The organism is Flavobacterium sp. FlaQc-47 (assembly GCF_044006475.1).
Classification (GTDB): Bacteria; Bacteroidota; Bacteroidia; order Flavobacteriales; family Flavobacteriaceae; genus Flavobacterium.
Genome location: NZ_JBIPCQ010000007.1, coordinates 232,769 through 255,615, shown reverse-complemented (window position 1 = coordinate 255,615; position 22,847 = coordinate 232,769). Strand labels below are relative to the sequence as shown.

The window sequence follows — 22,847 nt, the reverse complement described above, 5'->3', positions numbered from 1 at the left end:
AAATTTAGATTTTATAAAATATGAAAATAGACAAATATCAAGTAGAGTCAACTAACTTATCAAAAGCAATTGACATTGCGATTAATATATTAAAAAAATTTCCTCCAAAAGGATGGGATGAAAAAACAGTATTGCACGTTGTTACTCATAGTCTTGAAATAAAAGGAAATGTATTAAATCCAGAAACTCAATTTCGAAATTTAAAGAGCTTAAAATACAGTATAGAAGCGGTATTTACTAAATTTCAAGAGATGCATGGAGTATTTGTAGAAGAATTTTGGAAAGAAATCAAAGCTCAAAATTTACCCTATCAAAGAGAAAATAAAATGTTGAAAATCTTAAAAAGAAAAAAGATTAATAATATTCATGAATATGATTTCGTAATTGATGTAATTGTTCCATACGAGCAAGAAGGTCTCATTAATCATGATGAAGTTGTATTATTGAATGATTTAATTGCACAATTTGAAAATCGTAAAAAGAAGTAGTTTAATCATATGAAGTTCGCATTAGCTCTATATACGTCAGCTGAAATAAAAAAAGAAACTAGATTTTTGGTGCATTTTTCAGATGATCTAGAAAAATCCTTCAATAATAAAAAATATGGAAATGATTTGATGGAAATTGTAATTATATGTGTAAGTCCAGTTTTTGAACAATTTTTTAAGCCACGAAAACCTAAATATACAAAAGATAAAAAGCATGTAAAAAGTGAAGGCTTCGAATATAACATTGAAAAATGCCTTGAATTTGATTTAAAACTCGATTTTGAAATATTCAAAAACTCTACAGAAATTGAAGCAAAAAGATATTTGTCATTGGAGATCTTAAAATCATTAGAAACCATTGAATCTATGAAATCGAAAATTAAAGATTTTGATTTATTAGCTTTTAGAAAAGATTTGGAAAATTATTTTAGTCTAATAGAATGTTAAATTTTAATAAAAAAAAAGCATTTTTGGAATATTCCAAAAGTGCTTTTTTTTAAGACATCTTGACTAAAAAGTTATTTTGATTGAAAATCAATTTTGAGCCTACTTCTTATAAGGAAAGTATACTTGTCTTTACCTTCGTTGAATATCGGTAATGTATCAGATGTATTGGTGGTTAATTATTGCATAAAACATTTATAGATTATCAATGATTTATATTAATATAGCATAAAAATTAAAACAGCCTTCGGGCTGTTTTTTTATTTTATAATCCCTTAAATCGAAAAAAATGAGCTCAAACCAGACTAGGTGTTACAGATGTGTTGATGATATTCGAAAGATGATAAAGTATGGAAATACCAAGTCTGGCAATCAAAGATATATTTGCAGAAAATGCGGGAAAACCAGAGTTGAAAATTATGCATATCTGGCTTATAAGGAAGAGATAAACCAGAATATTATTCAATTAACTAAAGAAGGATTAGGTATAAGAAGCACGGCCAGAATACTGAAAATATCAGCCACGACATTATTGAAAAGAATCGTTTTAATTGCCAGAAATATTTCCAAACCAATTATCAGCAAAGGCAAAACTTTGAAGTCGATGAGCTGTGCATTTATATCAGACACAAGAAAAATTATATCTGGCTGCTTTATGCCTTGGAAAAGAATTCTAAAACAGTTGTGAGTTTTAATGTTGGGAAACGAACCAATAAAACGCTTAACCGTGTTCTGGAAACTTTGAAATTATCTGATGCTAAAAAGATATTTACGGACAGATTAAAAAACTATAGATATTTGATTGACGAGAAACTGCATTCGGTAAACCGTTTCGGGACAAACCATATTGAAAGGAAGAATTTGACACTCAGAACTCATCTGAAACGACTCAACCGCAGGACAATCTGCTTCAGTAAAAGTTTAGTCATTTTTACTGCTGTTTTGAAAATTTATTTTTGGACTTGATTGTTTAAATAGATAAATATCTTGTTGAATAATTTACCCTAACGAGACTCGAACCATTTTTCCTTGAAAATACAGGGCGTTTAGATTTTTTAAGAAATTGAAGTGCAATTTATCAAACGACAAAAAAGCCTTAAAAATCTTGATTTTCAGGCTTTTGCTTTAATTTTGTAGCCCTAACGGGACAATTCTCGAACCATTTTGTGGATGATTTAAATAAAATAAATATCAAACAATATTAAATTATTCGGTTCAAATCCCATGAAGGTTACTAAAAGTATTGTTTTTAAAGACTTTTAAAAGGTTTTAGTCAACATTTAGTCAACAAGTTTGATTTATGGTGATTAAAACCTTTTTTATTTATCTTTTAAAAAAGTAAAGTTATGTGTTTTGTTAATAAAAAATAAATCTAAATTAGCTGTAAAATATTACAAGATATTTTTTGCAAAATTCAATAAGATTTAATTATAAAGTTGTTTAGACCATGAGAAAAATTAGTAAAGTAAGTATTGATGGGTTTTGGGGTGATAAAACCGTTAGTTTAGAATTTAATGAAGACATAAACTTTTTAATTGGTGTTAATGGTTCAGGAAAAACAACAATAATTAATTTAATAGCTGCTTCATTGAATGCTGATTTTGCTACATTAGATTGAAAATGGAATTGTTTTGAGACATACAAATAAATCTCTACTATGGCAAAGTTTAATAACAGACAAAAAAATTAAATTAGACAGTGAAGGTTATGGATTAGCGGTAATCTCAATCAAATACCATAAAAAAAACAATTATAATAAATTTGTAAATGAATATGACAATTATTTGATTTTAAAAAAACGTAATATAAAAGTCAAAATGTTTGACCCTGAATCTAATAAAGTTGAAATTGATGATTTTAAGATAATTCAGGCAATATATTAAGATAAAAGCAGTAAAGCCATTCCATAACACAGTGGCTTTTGATTTTATAGAGGTTTAAAGTGTACCAAACTGTTAAAATAGAATTTATGTTAGCCTGTATCTGCTAAGTAATCTCAATTAATTTGAAACATAGTAGTCAGAACATCCTCCCCCCTGTATCGGCTGTTTCAGTACTAAATTCCACGACTTAAACCTCAAATTACCTTCCCGCACTATAAAATTATGTACTTACACCAACCGATACCATCCGTGTTCCAAGTGAAAACTCTATAGTTTTTCAAATTCTACTGACCAGTGTGTCATTATAGTACTATTCCAAGTGCATCTTAATATTTTTTTAATAACTATCACATAAAGTTACCCAAAATCGGATAGCTTTGTGAAGCTTTTCGCATATATAAACAAGTTGTACAGCATTTAAGAAATGACATTAACAGATAAAGAAATACAAACTGATTACAAAAATCGAATTAACCGAGTTTTTGAGTTTATTGACCAAAATTTGGAATCGGACTTATCGTTAAATGCAGTTTCGGAAATTGCTTTTTTCTCACCATTTCATTTTCATCGAGTTTTCAAATTTGTTACCGAAGAAACTCTGCATGAATACGTAAAACGAAGAAGAATAGAAAAATCAGCATCTGATTTGTTACATAAGAACATAACAGCAACTGAAATAGCACATAAATATGGATTTAGTGATAATTCTTCCTATTCCAAAGCATTTAAAAAGCATTTTGGAGTAAGCCCGACTGAATTTAAAAACCAAAATCCAAATAGATTTAGCAAGATTCGTCAACTTAAAAGCAAGAATGGACAAGAATATCCTGACTATGAAAAATACATTTGCGTCATTAATAATCTTAAAAATTGGATAAAAATGAACGCAAAAATTGAAATTAAAGAAATGTCAAAAATGGATTTGGCTTATGTATCAAGTATTGGTCCTCATAACCTTGAAAATGCCTATGGAAAATTAATGCAATGGGCAACACCAAAAGGATTAATGAACGAACAAACAAAAATGATAACGGTTTATCACGACAGTTTTAAAGTTACTGAATCCAACAAAGTAAGGATGAGTGCTTCGATTTTACTTGACAAGGCAGTGGAAACAAATGGAGAAGTAGCAGTGACAACAATAGAAGCTGGAAGATTTATCGTTGGAAGGTTTGAAATTGGATTAAAGGAATTTGAAAAGTCGTGGACTGGATTATTTGTCTGGATGAACGAAAATGGATATAAGAAAGCTGACAAAGAGCCTTTTGAAATTTATTATAATAATTTTAATAAACATCCTGAAAAGAAAGCTATTGTTGACCTTTGCATTCCAATTCAATAAAAAACGCAGTACAACAATGGTCATAAGTAATTGCTTGTTTTCGCACCGCTCCCGCACGAATCCTTTCGTGTGACACAAAGTAAATCAACAAAGAATAATAAAACTATAACAAAAAAAAGCTTCAGATTTCTCTGAAGCTTTTGTCTTAGTAGAGGGAACAAGACTCGAACCTGTTAACGAAAAAAACAACTAAAATAAAAATAGCGTATAATAGTTTCGAACCTAAACTTGTTAGACTTTGATTTTGCTGGGTTTAAAGTTTTAAAAAATCCATGTGCCACGATTCTGCCACAAAAACTTAGACAGGTGAAATATCTTTAAAAAAACGCTTTAACTTTTTGTAGCAAAAAAGGTATCCACTCCACATGCACAATTCTCCTTTATGACCAAATTTAAGCTGTTTTTAATTACTGGTTATTTCTTTAAAAGAAATTGTAAATTCTGCATCAAGTAAAGCTTTATAATCTCGACAGAAGTCATCATAGGACTGCTTGGCAAGAACTTTTTTACCTGTGGAATATAAACTTCGGCACTTTATAACAATAGCCTCTTCATTAAGTGGATCGTACATTAAAATGATGTTTGCAATTACTTCAAGCACTCCGGGATTCTTTTGGTTTTTAGATAGAAGATCCAGTCCATCAATTAAACGATTCGAAATATCAACCTTATACATCTCCATCCATTCACTTTGAATATCCGGACAAAATTCGCCAACCGAGACGATATTTAAAAAATTAGAAATGCTTACTTTATCGTTTACATTATTTTTTATCTGGTCAAGAACTTTTATGACATAGGTGTAATCACAAAAAACTTTTTCTCCCAGGTTTATACTCCAATAATTGTTCTCACCGACCAATTCTACATCATCAATTTTTTCAAGTATCAACTTTAGTTTACTGATATTAACATTTTTGTTATTTCGAGCACTGCTTTCACTTTTGTCGTACCATAAATATTCAATCATTTTAAAGGAAGTAATTCCTTTTTCATTTTTTGATTTTGATAAAAGTATCAATAAAAAAAGCTGTTTCAGAGTGGGAGTAAACATTGAGGTAATATCACTTCCTTCCTTATCATAAACCTCAAAGCCTCCAAAAAGATAAATAGCCGAAATGACTTTTTTACTATTAATTTCGTTCTGCACATCTACCGAATCCACTGTAAAATCTTTTAATTCTGCCTTGCTATCTTTTACAGTTGTTTTTGTGTTTTTTTTCATTTTTCCCTTGTAAATAAAAAAACCAGCAAGCACTATTAGAATACCCAGAAAAGTTAATACGTAAGTTTTAATTGAAATTTCTTCATTTTGAAAAACTTCTGATGGAAGTAGTGGTGGAAAAGAAAGCGTATATAGTTTAACATTACCTTCTACTGATGTTAAAGCATATAAACTGGAATTGGCAGGATTTAAAAAAAAGCTGGCATTTGATTTTACATCAAGAAATTTATACGCAATAGAATCAGGAAATAAAGTCATTTTATACTCACTGATGCCAAATCTAGCAAGTTTCAAAGTGGTATTGTAATTGTTATTGTCATAAATTAGGCTGTAGAAGCTATTTGATTTAGCATCAATTACCATTTCTTCAACAGGCACAAATGCACTAGTATCTACATTGTCCTGTTTCCATAACTTTTGGACTTTATTTCCATCGAAGTCTACGGAATATAAATCATAGTAATACCGACTATTGGCAACCTGACTTCCTGATTTGCTACCAAACCCGCCGAAAATCAGAAATTTATCTTTGCTGAATATTCCAGACGAACTGAGATAACGTGGAGAAATTATACTTTGATTTTTTGTTTTAGTCCACACGGAAGTTTTAGAATCAAACTTTTGAAATGCATTTTTATATTCATAGTTACCATATCCGCCAAATGTAAGCAAGCTTCTATCCAATGGAGAAATCATTTTGACATGGTGCCAATAGCTTGTTTCGTGGCAATCTGCTGAACTATTGGACCAGCTTAAGGATTTAAAGTTGAACTTGTTGATTGAATTCTTATCAAAAGTATAAGACCATAGTTCATCTGTATATTCATTGTATATAAAAGAACTGCCCAAACACTGAAATGGTTTGTTTTTATATCTTAGAGTATCGATTAGTTTGTTTTGTAAATGATAAACATACACGGCCTTTTGGTCAATAAAAAACATACGCTTTCCTTGTATATCTTTTGCTGAACCCAAGTAGTTGCTAAAGGTGAATTTATCGGCGATGTTCCAGAATAAATGCTGGTCCAGTAACCAAGTAGGATTTTTAGCGACAGCCAAATCAGCATTTATTTCATCATAAACATTATTGTTTTTTAAGTGTTTACCTAAAATCCAGTTTCTTATTAGGTCATTGTCATTATATAGCTTAATATTCTTAAGACTCATGGGACAAACGTCGGTTGTAACAAAATTTTTGATATCGCTCTTACCAAACACAATTTCAAGATCATTTATAGTTTTAGATTGATGAATGTTTGCAGTTTTTTTAATACCGTTAATAGAAAGACAGACTGAGGATTTAACAGCATCAATATCTACTCTAAATTTAGTCCATCTGTCAGCTCCACCGTTCGGAATGTCTTTCCACTTGAAACTAATGACAATATCATTATTTACTACCAGCCAGAAATTTTGACTGTTAGGTTTGGGACCATCACCTAAATTAGCTACCAAATCAATATTAAGTTCTTTATTTGCTATTATTCTAAAAATACTGCCGTATAGACCATCTTTTTTTCGAAAATTTGATTCAAATTCCATTTTAAAATTATTATCAAATTGAATAGTTTTTTCAGGAGTGAGTGTTAGAGACGTTCGCTTGTCCTGTATTACTTCATGAGCTGAGAAGAACAGACCTTCCTCTAATTTGACTTGGCCAAAAGAAGAAGAAAAAATCAGTAAATTAAGGATCAATAGGGTAATTGTCTTCATTATATCTTGTAGAAAATGGTTTTGATAATTTGAACGAATATATAAAAATTGATATTAATTTAATTGAAGTTTTACATTAAAGCTAAGATTAATGATTTTTTAATTAAAAATTATTTGAATCTTACAAACTTAAAACTTAATTGTAAATAAAAACTCATAGTAAATCAAAGTAACTTTTTGTTAGGTGTGTGTGTTTAAAGTTTGAAAAAGATCCTAATCACATAAATGGTCATTAAATTTATTTATACTGCTATGAACATCCTATTAATTTAATTAGCGCATAACCAAGTTAGAATAAAAAGCAAATTTAAAATTCTGTTGGTACTATTTTATCTGAAACGAATATCATTTGCTGTTATAAAAAAATATTATTTTAATAATATTTTTATTCCATAAATTGGATACGCCAGAAATTTATCATTAAAACAATGAATATTAAGCTTAAATTAATATTTTATTTACTGATAATTATTAAAATTTTATGTGGTCTGTTCTTTATTTGTCGAATATTTAATGCCGGTTACTCTTATGCTGGCAGTTTCAGTCTCTACATCTTTTACAAGATCATGTTGGAACAAATAAAAAAAGCAATTAAATAAAACCATAATATGAATTTCAATCTTACTTCGATTTTAGACAGAAATACTGTTTTTGAAAATGTAGCCAGTACCCTCGAATATGAAGGCTTTGTAATCACTAAACGAGATCAAACCAGACCTTGGGGCGGATTTTTTGTCATTGATGAAAATCAGGCGATACCATTTGCAATTAAATTTTTTCCGCACCTGCAGCTTGGAGAAATTCAGGTAACCAATAAACTCAGTCCTAAGATTTTAGTTGTTGCGGCAAAACAGCGATTATCATGGCAATACCATTTCAGAAGATCAGAGATTTGGAAAGTTATATTTGGAGATGTAGGTGTAAAGACGAGTTTAACAGACGAAGAGGGGCCAATGTGGGTGTTGGCTGAAGGAACATTTGTAAAAATGGAAAAAGGTGATCGTCATCGTTTAATTGGTCTTAATGGATGGGGAATTGTTGCAGAAATATGGCAACATACTGATCCGGATAATCCCTCCGACGAGGAGGATATAGTTCGACTACAGGATGATTTCGGTAGAGAATAAATCATGCTCCTTTTTTTTTTTACTTTAGGTTTATGTTATTACATACTATAGCCTTAGTATAGTTTTTAAAATTATAACTCCCCAAATTTATTATAAATAATATTTGTTCCCCATTGAATTATGAATCAATTTTACTCTAAAATTAAAATAAGGCCGCAACTATATTTGCTGTGCTATTTTTTTATGCATTCACTATTTGCATTTGCACAAGTCTCAACCAATAACTGGTATGTCGGAAATACGCAGGCAGGTGAGTGGATTAAGTATAAAAAGGTTTGGCTATCAGCGGGTGATTATCGCTTTACCATGCAGGGTGTCGCAAGCGAAGATAACCAGAAGGTCCATCTTCAGGTTGGCGGTCAAACACTTAAAAGTGTCGTCATTGCTGCTAATTCCACTTTTTCGTTTGGATATACTCATCTTGGCCACGCAAGATTTAGCGAAGGATATTATGACATAAAGTTATTCTTTGATACAGGAAACGTAAACTGTGATATGATATTTATACGTAAGGACAGTAGTGATGATAACTCATTCACAGATAATGATATTCAATATGCGATAAGCAATAAGGAGGGAATGAAGATTGCTCCAATTGGTGCTCCTGACTTTTCTTCGGGTCTGCTGGTAGATGTGGGACAACAAAACGCTGATGATATATTTTGGGATAGAAATAAGCAGCGGTATTCGCAGGAACAGGTTTTTGCCTGGAACAAGCAGCAAATGTATGCCTATACGCCACCTTTTACTGATCAGGCTATGGACATTTGGGTATCTGAACTAGTTGCATCAAAAGCGAGTTATATTTTCATGCACGGCAGGGGGCAGAACGATTATAACAATGAAATTGATGACCGCGATTATGTAGGTGCAGACGGAAATTTTGACCCGCGTTATCTCACAAGATTTGTCTCGGCAGTAAACCGTTCTATTTATGCCAAAGATAATATAAAGTTAGCCTATTTTCAGGATAACGTTAATTATGCCAACGTTTATAAATCTAAGACAGGTTTAGTTGCAAAATGGGAAGATGTTGCTTTTCAGGAGTTTTTATGGAAGTATGCGTTTAAACCTTGGTATACTTATGTGCCAAAGGAAATGTTATATAAGCAGGCCAATGGTAAAGTTCCTGTTCAGATATGGACTGCCAATCTGAACAATTATGATTATGCAGTGCAGGGCAATGGAATTCTTGAATGTTTGGAATATATCAAACAAAAAATGATTTCCGAACTAAATCTTGAGCCAGCGTATATCTTGGACAAATCATTTTTTCAAAGAGATCCACGAACAAAACTCCTGGCAGATGGAATCCAAAGCTGGTTTGCATGGTCTGGCGGAATATCATCTATGAACACGTTCAATGATAAAAAATATGCCTTTACCGTTAACGGTAAAAGATATCCCTTAAAATTAACTTGGCAAAATGACTGGAATCCAGCAACCAACAGTGGCACTGCAGTAAGTCCTGAGAAAGGAGATTATCATAGCTCTGCGCTACTGCAGGACGGCACTGCAGCAATACGGCCCATTTTTGAACAAGGGGAACGGGAGAATGCCGAGTCATTAGTTCTTGAGAGCTGGAGTGATTGGAGGGAAGGCACAACGCTATATAGAAGCGAGCATCCCGAATATTTATGGCCCAATCAATACATTTCTATTTTACGCGAATATGCTGATCGAAATTCAGAATCAATTGTTTTGGAAGCAGAAGCCTGTGATGAATTTTATGACCTGTCGATTGGTAATTCGGGGGGCGCTTACAGAGTACATTGGTATGATAAGGGCGCTCAGGTAGATCTGGATATTTATAGACCTTTGCATAATTTGGTAACCAAGAGTAGTGTTGGTAAACCGGCAGCTTCTCTAATTAATTTTTCGGCAGGATTTCACGATCTATGGGGTTTTAATGCAACTGGAAATATTTACTGTCATGAAGTTGATGGTATTCCGATTGATTGGTCGACCATAGGCAGACCGTTACAGGTTATAGATTTATCAGTCGGTCGGTATTACGCATGGTCAATTACAAAAGACGGGAAAGTAATGAAAACGCAGCTACCGCAGGGCTGGGCAGATAGTGGATGCTCGGAATGGATTGATGTAACGGATGATAAGCCAATGAAAGATATTGATTTAAACCTTAAGCAAGTTTGGGCGGTTAATGCGCAAGGCGAAGTTTTTTATCGTGATTTGGATGGTGCAAATAAATGGACAGTGACTAGTGGAAAGCTAACCTCAATAACCGCAGATGATAATTTTGTATGGGGATTCAACCTTTCGGGTGAAATAGTTTGCAAATCATCTTATTCAAATACAGATTGGAAAGTAGTTCCTAATCCCTATAAACTTACAAAAATAGAAGCAGGAGGCGGAGAGGTGTGGGGCGTTGGCGCCGATCAGGAAATATACAGAATGGATGCATCGGGTGATGGAGTATGGCAATATGTTACCAAGGGCTCTAATGTATCAGTTGGATTTGAGTTTGCATGGATACTGGATCTATCAGGGGAATTTCAAAAATATAAACTGGAGGGATTTGAATCAAAAAGTGTATTTTCAGGAAAAGCGGATATAGATCCTATAAAGGATCCTAATACACCATTTGTTGTTATCGTATTTCCTAACCCATCTCATGGCAATTTTAATGTAAAGGTTTCTGGCTATTTAGGATCATCAATAGTTATTAGTCTTTATGATGCTGCCGGGAAGAGAATTATTAACGCTTTGCATTACAATTATGAACAGGACAAAGAATTTCAGATACGTATTGAACGAAACCTTGCTCAAGGGATATATTTTCTAGAAGTAAAAGGGGAAAAAATGAAACGAGTTATAAAACTGGTTATTAAATAACATTTTTTAAAACCGATTACCGTCAAGTCTCCTATAAAATAAAGCGGTAAGTTGCTTTCCGTATGGGACTCCGTTACACAAACGACGCTGCAAAAGAATTGCTACTTTTTTTTGAGCCTCAGTGAGCAGAAGGTACAGCAATATGTCGTGAACAGTTTCAGATTAATAGTCTAGCTGCTTCACGACTTTTTTTGTTTAATTTCAGACATACTTTAAAATTGCAAATGCAGAAAATTTTTAAAATACTTATTACGTATAATTGATACCATGATATATTGAGAGTAACGTAGGGATCTGTAAGAAAGTTTTTATCTATAATTGTGTTGTCTTGAAAAAAAGTGTATTATTTTAATTAATCTGGTTTTTTTATTGTTAAAAAATAAACATTAACTGAATATTAATAATTTATTTATCGAATATTATTACAATTTTAAGCCCCTTCACGGTTATTTGCAGTGTAATATTTTTGTTTTATAAGAACAAAAAATAGATTGCACCTCAAAAAAAAATTATTAATTGCTCTATCTTATGTTTAAAATTATGAATCGGAAATTAAATTATTGTATAAAAATCTTCATTTTGAGTATATTTTCTTCGTGCTTTGGTTACGCTCAAATCAATATAAAGGACAACAATAAAAAACAGAATTTAGAAAAATTTACAAAACATACCCTGTCTCCTGGTTTAATTATGGCTGGCTACCAAGGCTGGTTTAACACAGCAGATGACGGAGCAGAACGGGGATGGCGTCATCTGGCCAAGGAAGGTAAATTTGCCCCGGGACATAGTTCCGTTGATTTATGGCCAGATATGAGTGAATATACAAAACAGTATAACACTGATTTTCGTTATCAAGATGGTTCCGTGGCTACTATGTTCAGTTCTTATGATCAAAGTACCGTCGAACTTCACTTTAAGTGGATGAAAGATTACAAGATTGATGGGGTTTTTATGCAAAGGTTTGTAAATGAGATAAAATCGCCATCGGGAAAAAGACACTTTGACAATGTCTTACAATCCGCGACAAAAGCGGCCCTTAAGTTTGACCGTACAATTGCGATAATGTATGATATGTCAGGAATGAATGCTACAGGGGCAGAAGTAATTATCGAGGACTGGAAAAAACTGATGACACAATACGGGTACAATAAACGTTCAAAGTATCCGAATTACCTTTTTAATAATGGAAAACCTCTGGTGGCTATTTGGGGTGTGGGTTTCAATGATAAAAGAAATTATAACCTCGATGATGTCCAAAGAATAATTCAATTTCTAAAATCGGACGAAGGCGGAAATTGTTCTGTATTACTGGGGGTGCCAACTTATTGGAGAGAGCAGGGAAACGATTGTGTAAAAGATGAAAAAATGCACCAGATTATACAAATGGCCGATGTAGTGCATCCTTGGTTTGTGGCCCGTTTCAAGGAAGAAGGCTATGAGAAATTTAAACCTATAATAGGGAAAGATAAGGAGTGGTGTGATGCGCATAACTTAAAATATATGCCTGTTGTTTTTCCTGGATTTAGCTGGAATAATCTTTATCCGGACAGTAAAAATAGCTTTATAGCCAGAAATCACGGTGAATTTTTTTGGAAACAATTGCATGGCGCAATCTCACAGGGTGCCGAAATGATTTATGTGGCCATGTTTGATGAGATAGATGAGGGAACTGCAATATTTAAAACGGCCAAAAATGTGCCTGTGGGCCAAAGTAAATTTATTGCTGTTGATGCTGATCTTCAATCTGACTACTATTTATGGCTGACGGGAAAAGCAGGAGAAATTTTAAAAAAGAAATCCGAGCTACCACAAGAAAGACCTACGCAAAAAAGTGTAAGTAACTAAGTTGTAAATAGTTCATTTTCTGATTGTGTAATAACAAATTCCAGTACCAACAAACAACATTTTTTTTACCTATAAGATCCGTATTCTTACTAGTCAATACAGTCTTTAATACTCCGATTCCCAGAGAAATGGAATGTTTTTATATGCTCTTTTTTGTAGAAAATTTAAAGAAAAAATCGAAAAAAAATATCTAAATAATGTATAAAAGAACAATAAATGAAAATTAATTTAAAGAAGGGTTTCCTTATACAAATGGTAGCAGCGTCAATAATTTGCAATGCACAACATACCAAAAAAGCAGTTACTGCCAAGCAACCTATAGATTATGTTAATCCTTATATGGGAAATATCAGCCATCTATTGGTGCCCACTTACCCGACAGTTCATTTGCCAAATAGTTTTTTAAGAGTTTATCCCGAACGTCTGGATTTTACTAGCGTTACCCTGGGGGGACTGCCTGTTGTGGTGACGAGCCACAGAGGAAACTCCGCATTTAATATAAGTCCTTTTCAAGGCGCTGAATCGGAATTCAGGCCTGTTATAAATTACAGCTATGATGCAGAGAAGTTAACTCCATATTCCTATAGTGTAAATCTTGATCAGGCCCAAATACAAGTTGATTTTGGATTGTCGCATCAATCTGCGCAGTATAAGTTTCAGTTTGAGAAGGATTTACCGCCAAATTTGATTCTTAATTCAAAAAAAGGAGAGCTGCAATGGGACGGAAATTCGGTTTCCGGGTTTCAGGTAATTGACAATAACACAAAAGTATATTTGTATCTTCTTCCTGAGCAGTTGCCAAAAAGCATAGTAAATTTAAGTCACGGCGAAACAAAAGTATCAGCAACTGCCAAAGGTGATAATGCCTGTATCATACTGAAATACGGTCAGGGCATAAAACAGATAAATGTTCGTTATGGTATTTCATTTATTGATATAGAACATGCCAGAAAAAACATGGAGCGTGAAGTACTGGGCAGGTCTGTTGAGAATCTTCAGGCTGAAGGTCGTTCTCTTTGGAATGAAACCCTGGGAAAAATCAAAGTTCAGGGTGTTGAGGATAATGAAAAGACTATTTTCTATACCTCACTATACCGATGCTTTGAAAGGCCAGTGTGTATTTCCGAGCAAGGAAGTTATTACAGCGCTTTTGACGGTAAGGTTCATCAGGATAAAGGCAGACCATTTTATACTGATGACTGGATCTGGGATTCTTATCGTGCCCATCATCCCTTGCGAGTGTTAATAGACTCCAAAAAAGAGGAGGATATTTTAAACTCATTTGTCCTGATGTCCCAACAAATGGATCATTTGTGGCTTCCTACTTTTCCGGAAATAACAGGTGATAGTCGTAGAATGAACTCCAATCATGGGGTAGCTTCACTTATTGATGCTTATAGAAAAGGATTAAGGAATTTTGACTTTGCGAAAGCATATGAGGCTGCAAAAGGTGCAATTGTAGAGAAAACGCTTGCACCATGGTCAGGAAAGCCTGCAGGTGAGCTGGATTTGTTTTACAAAAAAAACGGATACATTCCTGCGCTGCGTGAGGGAGAGACTGAAACAATTCCCGAGGTAAACGTTTTTGAACGACGTCAGCCGGTTGCTGTGACTTTGGGCACCGCCTATGATCAGTGGTGTTTGTCACAGATGGCTCAGGAACTCGGAAAGACGCAGGACGCTGCGTTTTTTAAGAAAGCCTCACTCAATTACAGAAATATTTTTAATCCTGATACTGGTTTTTTTCACCCAAAAGATAAGGAAGGGAATTTTATTAAACCATTTGATTATGTGTTTTCCGGTGGTATGGGAGCAAGAGAATATTATGGAGAAAATAATGGATGGGTTTACCGTTGGGATGTTCAGCATAATATTCCTGATTTAATTCAGCTTATGGGAGGAAATGATTCTTTCGTAAACAATCTCGATACGATGTTCAGTACCCCCCTTGCAAAATCAAAATATGCTTTTTACGCACAATTGCCCGATCACACGGGAAATGTCGGGCAATTTTCGATGGCAAACGAACCTGCTCTACATATACCGTACTTATACAATTATGCGGGCCAACCGTGGAAAACCCAGAAATATATACGCAAATTATTAAAAGAATGGTTTCGTAATGACCTTATGGGGGTTCCAGGGGATGAAGATGGAGGAGGTATGTCTGCGTTTGTGGTTTTTTCACAATTGGGCTTTTACCCAGTTACCCCGGGACTACCTGTTTATACAATTGGAAGCCCGGTTTTTGAAAATGCTACTTTGGATCTAGGTGATGGCAAAGTATTTAAAGTGATAGCAAAAAATTATGCACCTGAGAACAAATACATACAGTCTGCATTGCTAAACGGAAAAAAATTAGACCGCCCGTGGTTTGCACATTCTGAAATTCAAACTGGTGGGGTGCTGGAGCTTACTATGGGGCCAAAAGCTAACAAAGCGTGGGGAAGCGAATCGGATCTTTATACGACATACATTTCCAGATTTGACAAATAAAATAAATGATAAAGCAATATTGCGCATTAAAATCTAAAGCCTATTGTGGTAAATGAAATTATACTATCTGTTTTTATATTCCATATAAAATAAAGAATTGATTGTGATATGAATGAATTATTGTCTAATTGCTGATTTTTATGAATTTTTAAAATCATAACAAGATAAAAGATCATCCAAAACGCACATTAATTAATTATTATTAAAATATTAATCAATTATTACAAATTAATTAATCCTCTTGCTTAATATTGCATCATGATTTCTTTTTGTACCGAATGGTTCAGTAAGATCAGGGTCGTAGATTCGTTTGCACAAAATTTAGAACCAATAATATATTTATTTAATAAAATGACACAGAGAAAAAATATAAAGTCAAGTAACTATCTCCGATCACTTAATATTGTTAAGTCAAAACTTTTCAAGATAACGGGTATAGTTGGAATCTTGCTTAGTAATACCATTGCGCTGGCGCAGTCAAAGCAGATTGATGAGAAATTTGATCAGCCGCTGATCAAACAGCAGGTAATTGGCAAAGGCCTTTTAAAGGTTGAGCAAGGAGTTTTAAAAAGTAAAGATGCCAGTGCTATATTTGGGGATAGCGGCATGGAAAATTACGAATTCAGTTTTAGGGCGCGTACTCCTGAGAAGGACAAAGAGGTACAGATATGGTCGGGTTTCAGGGCTTCCAACAGGAGTGACAAATATATTTTGGGACTTAGGGGAGGGATTCAAAACGATCTTTATCTGACCAGGTTGGGGTATATGGGAACTGATGATCACCTTGCATTAAGGCATCTGGATTTCCCCTTAGTACCGGGAAAATGGTATGATATTAAAGTCCAGGTTGTAGGAAACCGCATCAAGGTATTTCTTAACAATGCCGTATTGCCATGGATCGACATTAGGGATCCTTATACCGAATTTTCTCCGAAAGGTAAAGTTACACTAGGAGGAAGCTGGGTCTTAACTGAATTTGATGATTTGTCTATAAAACCACTAAACTCTGATTATTTTTCTGGCGACGCCGTTAAGGAATATGCCGTGAAAACGGAAGACAAAAATTTAAAAAGACAAACACAGAGGGCTGCTTATAAACCTATAGAGGTCAAAAGCATCGCGGGGGCCAGAACAAATGTTTCACTTGATGGTAATTGGCTCTTCAGCCCGGGATATGAAAGTACTTCTACTGCTCAAGCCGTGCAACCGACAACTTCAGATAGAGATTGGCATGTAATGACTGTGCCACAGTTTTGGAATCCAAATCGTGAATGGCTTCATGGTGAGAAATACAACACCGCAAGCAAAGGGGTATCGGATAACTACTATCAAAAAGAAATTGAACGTTGTGAGGGATACACCTTTAATTACCAAAAGACCGACGTTGCGTATTATCGTCAATGGATAGAATTGCCACAGAACATTACCGGTAAATACCTGGAATTAAATTTTGATGCTGTTTCAAAAGTTGGAGAAGTGTTTATTAATGGAAAAAAGTCATCGGAACCTCATATTGGGATGTTTGGTGAATTTAAGATTAATGCCAGTCCATTTCTACACCCGGGTAAAAACCTTATTGTGGTCAAAGTATCAAGAGATTTTGTAAAAGATATAAAAGATGCCGATGTAGTTACGGATGTGGCTGTAACGGTTCCTGTGACCAATAAAATGCTTAAGGATTTGGCACACGGATTTTATAATGATGACCCTGCGGGCATCTGGCAACCGGTATCACTTATAATTTCAGATCCACTTAGGATAACCGATGTATATATTAAACCTAAACTTACCGGTGCTGATGTAGAAATTACCGTTAAAAATAACAGTTCAAAACCACAGCAGTTCACAATTGGAACAGCAATTACAGAGGATAAAACGCAGAAAAGTTTATACAACGGTACGGATTTACAAGGAATTGTTTTGAAAGCGGGAGAAGAAAAAGTTTTTAAATACACTGTTTCGAACCTTAAACCGCTCCTATGGAGCCCTGCTACACCTAATTTGTACAATTTCAACTTTATTGTCAGTGCAGCTAATAAGGAAGTAGACCATCAGGTCATACAGTCAGGCTTCAGGACATTTGAGGCTAAAGGTGATTTCTTTTATCTCAACGGAAAAAAGTATTGGTTAAGAGGTGCGAATCATACCCCTATGTCACTGGCACCAAACGATGCAGCTTTAGCCAATCAGTTCAATAAACTAATGCATGATGGAAATATCGCTATTACCAGAACCCATACAGCGCCATATAACGAGCTATGGCTGGCCTCTTCGGATCAGAATGGGGTTGGTGTAAGTTATGAAGGTGCCTGGCCCTGGCTTATGATAAAGAGCAGTATGCCGGAACAGAAACTTATTGATCTTTGGAAAAACGAGTTTTATGATCTTATTAAAAAATACAGGAATCATCCTTCTATATTATTTTGGACAGTCAACAATGAAATGAAATTCTATGACAATGATCCGGATTTCGAACGTGCAAAGCTTAAAATGGGAATAATTTCAGACGTGGTTAAACATATGCGTGAGATTGATCCCACAAGGCCAATTTGTTTTGACTCGAATTACATGCGCAACGAGAAAAAATTTGGTAAAGAGTTTTTTAATACCATCGATGACGGCGACATTGATGACCATCACTGGTATATAAACTGGTATCATGGCTCTGTATTTTCTGAATTCAACGGCGAATGGCAGGCTAAGTTTAAGAACCCGGGCAGACCGTTAATTAGTCAGGAGTTCTCCACAGGTTATGCAAGTGAAACTGGTCATCCAACGCGTTTTTACACTTATATTCATCAGAATCCGGCAAGTTTGGTTGGAAATTATGCTTATGAATATGCGAATCCGGAATACTTTTTAAAGGCACAAACCTTCATTACAAAGGAATCTGCTGAGGCCGTAAGAAGAACTAATGAAAATGCGGCGGGTATATTACATTTTGCTGCCTTGACATGGTTTAAAAATATTTATGACGCCACAAAAATAACACCACACCCCAGTTATTTTGCAATGAAAAAAGCGTTGCAGCCTGTATTGGTATCTGCCGAATTATGGGGACGACATTTTTATGCAGGAGCGACACTACCGGCAAGAATTTATGTTGTGAACGACAGTGAAAGCGGAAATTCGCTTGGAGAAACGCAGCTCCAATGGTCCATAGTTGGGGATGATCTTAAGGTAATAGCCAATGGAAAAGAAACAATTGAGGCAGTTCCTTATTACGGTCGAAAATATATAACTCCGGTGATCGCTATTCCTTCTAAAATTGCTGGTGGCAGAGTCCAGGGTAAGCTGGTTTTGAAATTAACAGAAAAAGGAAAGTTGATCTCAGAGAACGATTATGACTTGTTAATCGCCGACAAGCAATGGATCAATGCGACGCAGTTCAAAGATAAAAATATTGAAATTCTGGACAGAAAGAATCTGATTTATGGTCTTGCTGATGCAGTAGGCCTGCCGTATAAAAAGATTGAAAATATTGATAAGGCATTGGCTGGAGCATCTTCTGTATTAATTCTGGCAGGACTGGATTCTTCCAACACGTCAGCAGATGAGATCAAACAGGTACAAGAATACCTGGGCAAGGGCGGTAAAGTATTATTACTGAATTCGGCAAAAATAGCGCAATCGATTTTCCCTTCTCAAATTCGAGGTATCATTGAGGACAATGGTGAAATTTTTTCAATGGAAGTTCCTGAATCATCTGTATTTGATGGTTTAGAACCACTGGACACCAGATATTTTAATAACAATAAAAGAGAAAATCCAGTAGTGCTGAAAGATGCCTTTAAAATTAGCAGGGGAGAAGATGTAGAAGCGCTCGCTGCTTATACTAAAATTCACGGATACCTGGAAGGTGATATATACCAACGTACTAAGAATCTGAATGAAATAAAGGGTTTTCCTATAGTTAAAATTAAAAGCAAAGGAACCGCTGTTTTATCAGAGGTTCTTTTGGAGAAAGGAACAACTGATCCGGTACCGGCAAAATTGTTTGTAAACATGATTGGGGATTTATTAAATCCTTAAAAAATGTAAAGATTTCTTTTTTATTGCAGATAGGCACTTAAGGATTTCAAATCACAGCGAGCAGATAGCTTTCAGGTTTGCAAAGTGTTTGATATAAGTGTTTATCTGAAAAAAGAACGTAAAGATTATAGCTAACTATCAACCAAAAACCAACCAAATATGAAACTAAAAATTCTCATGCTACTGGCCCTATGTTGTATGATTACTGGGGGCCATGCGCAGCAAACCTTTGTAACGGGAAAGGTTACGGATGCTGCGGGATTACCAATGCCGGGAACCAATATTACGCTTCACAATTCCAATTTAAGAGCGTCAACCGACGATAAAGGAAATTTTTCAATTGCAGTTGAAGATGCAAAAACGGCTGTCTTGACATTCTTTTTCATTGGATTTCTACCTCAGATTGTCAATGTAAACGGGCAGGCTTCTTTAAATATTACAATGTCTGAGGATGCCCAGGCACTGAAAGAAGTCGTTGTAACAGCATTGAACATTAACAGAAAAAGCAAGTCATTGGGTTACTCCCGACAAGGTGTGAATGTTGATGAAATGACGCAGGCCACTGACCCCAATATTGCCAATCTATTGGCAGGAAAAGTGGCAGGGCTTCAGGTGACTACCAGCGGTCAGTCAACAGGATCCACAAGGGTAGTAATCAGGGGAATTAACTCTTTAACGGGAAATAACCAGCCGTTATGGGTGGTAGACGGTGTTCCTATTGAAAATGGCGACGGTCAGAATGGAAACCTTGATTATGGAAATGGCGCAGCGAACCTAAATCCTAACGATATCGAAAATATTGAAGTTCTAAAAGGCCCTAATGCTGCTGCTCTTTATGGTTCAAGAGCGGCTAACGGTGCTATCTTGGTAACCTCCAAAAAAGGCAAGGCAACAGGAAAGTATTTTGGTATTTCGGTGAACTCCAATGTTATGATGCAGTCAATTTCACAATTTCCTGCTTATCAGAACGTCTATGGAGAAGGATCGAACGGCCGTCTGGCCTCGACAAGTCTGAATAGTCTGGATCCAGTTCTGGGAGTAGTACGAATGGGGACCAATAATGTGTCCTTTGGGGCACCAATGCTGGGACAGCCTTTTGCCACTTACGCCGGTACACTCAAAACCTATGACCCGCAACCCAACAATATCTCTGATCTCTATCAAACGGCCCTGACCAGTACGCAAAATATAGCTTTTGATAAATCAGATAAAACCTCAACGTTTCGCTTGTCTTACACACTAACTACTTCAGATGATGTAATCTATAAGCAAAATGTGAGAACCAAACAAAATATTGCAATCAATTCCTCCAAAGAATTCAAATCCTATTTTAAGTTGGATACCAGATTACAGTATACTAATGATATAGTTAAAAATAGAGTCTTTAGAAATATGGATATTAATAGTCCTATGAATTCCCATATTTATTTGACAAGAAGTACAGCAGTAAGTGACATGCTTCCATGGGCAGATGAAAACGGTAATGCCTTTAACTCGACCAATAATAATTCACTGGAAAACCCCTATTGGTTAATGAATGAAAATTACAATGAGGATAGAAGTAATCGTTTCATAGGCGCCATAACTGCTACTCTAGGAATTTTTCCGGGACTAAAATTCAGAGGTCAGATAGCTCCCGATATGACATTTGGAAACGGATTTGTTTATATCGAACGTGGAGGTACTAAGAACAGGTTCGGAAATTATCGAAATTTCACCACCAGTAACCAGACCTGGAATACTGAGGGGCTTTTTATGTACAATCAAAAGTTCAATCAGTTTTCCTTGATAGCAAATCTGGGTGGTAATCTGCGTTCAAGCAGAAATTATGGCACTGCTTCCTCGATTGCCTCACTGGCCGAGCAAAATAAAATGACGATAAGCAATACCAGTGGTATTGCCTTTACCCAGGAAAACTTGTTGAGATATCAGGTAAACTCTGTTTATGCCACAGCTACTCTGGGTTATCAGGATTTTTTGTTTTTGGATTTAACAGCCAGAAATGATTGGTCCTCTGCGCTGAGTAAAGAGAACCGTTCCTTCTTTTATCCTTCTGTTAGTGTAAGTTTTGTCTTTACAGATAAATTTAAAGTTCCTGGTGTTGATTTTGGAAAAATACGAACTTCATTTGCCCAGGTAGGAAATGACCCCAACCCATACAGTTTGTATTCTAATTTTAACAATGTGGGCAGCTTCCTGGGTATTGCGATGGCTGATTTTGATGACATTTACAGAAAGAATTCCCTTAAGCCTGAAATTACAACCTCTTCTGAGGTTGGGATTGAACTTAAGTTTTTAAAAGGTCGTCTATCTTTTGATGGTACGGCTTATGTATCAACCTCAAAGAATCAGTTATTTCAGTCTCAGCAGGCCAGGGAGACAGGTTTTACTTCATTTTTAGTAAATGCGGGGGAGATATATAATGAAGGTGTTGAATTGAGTCTTAATGCTGCGGTTGTAAAAACTAAGGATTTCAGCTGGAATTTATTGGCAAACTGGTCCAAAAACACCAATAAGGTTATCGAACTTTCCGATGGTATCCAGAGATTGCAGATGGGAGGAACACTTGGTATGACCGTTAATGCAGAAGTGGGGCAACCCATAGGGACGCTAAGAGGTAATGATACCTACCATGCCTCGACAGGTGAGATTATTATTAACCCGAGTAACGGAAGAACATATTTTGACCAGGATGTGTATCTGGGCAGTTTCCTTCCAAAATGGCTAGCTTCATTGGGCTCAACGATCAAATACAAAAATTTTGACCTGAATTTAAATTTCAACATGAGATGGGGCGGACAAATGTATTCTGCGAGCAATCACAAGGCCAACCAGTCCGGGAACACTATAGCCAGTCTTCAAGGAAGAGACGAGCAGCTCTACAGCAGTTTAGTTTTGGGAGAATCAGGAGATGAGCTTAAGGGATATACACAAATTGGAGGTTATCCCTATCCTGACGCCAATAGGGCTAAAGGTGTGGTCACAGAGGGAAATTATCCCTTATTGGATTCCAAGGGGCAAATAGTATACGATGCCAATGGCAGAATCATGCCGGGTGAAAAAGCACAGTTCTGGACTAACCCTCAAACTTATTGGAATTTTATGGACTCAAGAAATAGCTTTAATATTTTTGATTCTTCTTTTATCAAGTTAAATCAGGTAATTCTTGGTTATACGCTACCGACGAAGTGGCTTAACAAAAAGACATTTTTTCAGAATGCAAGGATTTCACTTGTAGGGCGTAATCTATGGACTATATATAGCAAAACACCAAGGGGCATAGATCCTGAATCCTCAAATACTACTGGTAATGCGCAGGGAATAGAAAGCGGCGGTTCGCTTCCTTATGCTACTTATGGTGTCGATTTTAAACTTTCATTTTAGAAAATAAAATAA

Annotated in this window: 12 protein-coding genes and 1 pseudogene; 12 read left to right on the top strand and 1 reads right to left on the bottom strand. The window is 35.3% G+C overall.

The window, feature by feature from the left end; all coding sequences use genetic code 11:
- The first annotated feature begins 20 nt into the window (after nt 1-20).
- The 6 genes and pseudogenes from ACHRVX_RS20615 to ACHRVX_RS20590 all read left to right on the top strand — a co-directional run bounded on the left by ACHRVX_RS20615 (nt 21) and on the right by ACHRVX_RS20590 (nt 4,157).
- Nucleotides 21-488 (top strand): hypothetical protein, encoded by a 468-nt coding sequence (locus ACHRVX_RS20615; RefSeq protein WP_395335736.1) that lies wholly within the window; start codon nt 21-23, stop codon nt 486-488.
- 9 nt (nt 489-497) lie between these two features.
- The gene (locus tag ACHRVX_RS20610) at nt 498-935 is read left to right on the top strand and encodes an Imm44 family immunity protein (protein WP_395335733.1); all 438 of its coding nucleotides are present in this window, start codon (nt 498-500) and stop codon (nt 933-935) included.
- A gap of 286 nt (nt 936-1,221) precedes the next feature.
- Nucleotides 1,222-1,898, top strand: a pseudogene (locus tag ACHRVX_RS20605) (IS1 family transposase).
- A gap of 481 nt (nt 1,899-2,379) precedes the next feature.
- Nucleotides 2,380-2,550 (top strand): AAA family ATPase, encoded by a 171-nt coding sequence (locus ACHRVX_RS20600; RefSeq protein ID WP_395335731.1) that lies wholly within the window; start codon nt 2,380-2,382, stop codon nt 2,548-2,550.
- 13 nt (nt 2,551-2,563) lie between these two features.
- A complete protein-coding gene (locus ACHRVX_RS20595) occupies nt 2,564-2,815 on the top strand; it encodes a hypothetical protein (RefSeq protein WP_395335728.1) in 252 nt (83 codons plus the stop codon).
- A 424-nt stretch (nt 2,816-3,239) separates the two neighbouring features.
- Nucleotides 3,240-4,157 (top strand): GyrI-like domain-containing protein, encoded by a 918-nt coding sequence (locus ACHRVX_RS20590; protein ID WP_395335725.1) that lies wholly within the window; start codon nt 3,240-3,242, stop codon nt 4,155-4,157.
- 403 nt (nt 4,158-4,560) lie between these two features.
- Here the strand turns inward: ACHRVX_RS20590 and ACHRVX_RS20585 are convergent, their stop codons facing one another.
- Nucleotides 4,561-7,095: a hypothetical protein gene (locus ACHRVX_RS20585; protein ID WP_395335723.1), complete on the bottom strand. Its 2,535-nt coding sequence runs from the start codon at nt 7,093-7,095 to the stop codon at nt 4,561-4,563.
- A gap of 608 nt (nt 7,096-7,703) precedes the next feature.
- On the opposite strand from ACHRVX_RS20585, the gene ACHRVX_RS20580 reads away from it, so the two are divergent.
- The 6 genes from ACHRVX_RS20580 to ACHRVX_RS20555 all read left to right on the top strand — a co-directional run bounded on the left by ACHRVX_RS20580 (nt 7,704) and on the right by ACHRVX_RS20555 (nt 22,835).
- Nucleotides 7,704-8,222: a phosphoheptose isomerase gene (locus ACHRVX_RS20580; protein ID WP_395335720.1), complete on the top strand. Its 519-nt coding sequence runs from the start codon at nt 7,704-7,706 to the stop codon at nt 8,220-8,222.
- Between the two features lie 120 nt (nt 8,223-8,342).
- Nucleotides 8,343-11,078 (top strand): DUF5010 domain-containing protein, encoded by a 2,736-nt coding sequence (locus tag ACHRVX_RS20575; RefSeq protein ID WP_395335718.1) that lies wholly within the window; start codon nt 8,343-8,345, stop codon nt 11,076-11,078.
- Between the two features lie 579 nt (nt 11,079-11,657).
- Nucleotides 11,658-12,923 carry a xylosidase gene (locus tag ACHRVX_RS20570; RefSeq protein WP_395335716.1) on the top strand — a complete coding sequence of 422 codons (1,266 nt, stop codon included), beginning with the start codon at nt 11,658-11,660 and terminating at the stop codon, nt 12,921-12,923.
- A 252-nt stretch (nt 12,924-13,175) separates the two neighbouring features.
- Nucleotides 13,176-15,419 carry a GH92 family glycosyl hydrolase gene (locus ACHRVX_RS20565; RefSeq protein ID WP_395335714.1) on the top strand — a complete coding sequence of 748 codons (2,244 nt, stop codon included), beginning with the start codon at nt 13,176-13,178 and terminating at the stop codon, nt 15,417-15,419.
- Between the two features lie 711 nt (nt 15,420-16,130).
- Entirely contained in the window at nt 16,131-19,451 is a 3,321-nt protein-coding gene (locus ACHRVX_RS20560; RefSeq protein WP_395335712.1) for a glycoside hydrolase family 2 protein, read from the top strand.
- A gap of 198 nt (nt 19,452-19,649) precedes the next feature.
- Complete coding sequence (locus tag ACHRVX_RS20555; protein ID WP_395335709.1) at nt 19,650-22,835, top strand: SusC/RagA family TonB-linked outer membrane protein; 3,186 nt, start codon at nt 19,650-19,652, stop codon at nt 22,833-22,835.
- Nucleotides 22,836-22,847: the final 12 nt, after the last annotated feature.

Coding starts and splice junctions, on each gene's coding strand:
- ACHRVX_RS20590 (WP_395335725.1), top strand. CDS start 3,240: ATGACATTAACAGATAAAGAAATACAAACTGATTACAAAAATCGAATT.
- ACHRVX_RS20600 (WP_395335731.1), top strand. CDS start 2,380: ATGAGAAAAATTAGTAAAGTAAGTATTGATGGGTTTTGGGGTGATAAA.
- ACHRVX_RS20580 (WP_395335720.1), top strand. CDS start 7,704: ATGAATTTCAATCTTACTTCGATTTTAGACAGAAATACTGTTTTTGAA.
- ACHRVX_RS20615 (WP_395335736.1), top strand. CDS start 21: ATGAAAATAGACAAATATCAAGTAGAGTCAACTAACTTATCAAAAGCA.
- ACHRVX_RS20555 (WP_395335709.1), top strand. CDS start 19,650: ATGATTACTGGGGGCCATGCGCAGCAAACCTTTGTAACGGGAAAGGTT.
- ACHRVX_RS20610 (WP_395335733.1), top strand. CDS start 498: ATGAAGTTCGCATTAGCTCTATATACGTCAGCTGAAATAAAAAAAGAA.
- ACHRVX_RS20565 (WP_395335714.1), top strand. CDS start 13,176: ATGGTAGCAGCGTCAATAATTTGCAATGCACAACATACCAAAAAAGCA.
- ACHRVX_RS20585 (WP_395335723.1), bottom strand. CDS start 7,095: ATGAAGACAATTACCCTATTGATCCTTAATTTACTGATTTTTTCTTCT.
- ACHRVX_RS20575 (WP_395335718.1), top strand. CDS start 8,343: ATGAATCAATTTTACTCTAAAATTAAAATAAGGCCGCAACTATATTTG.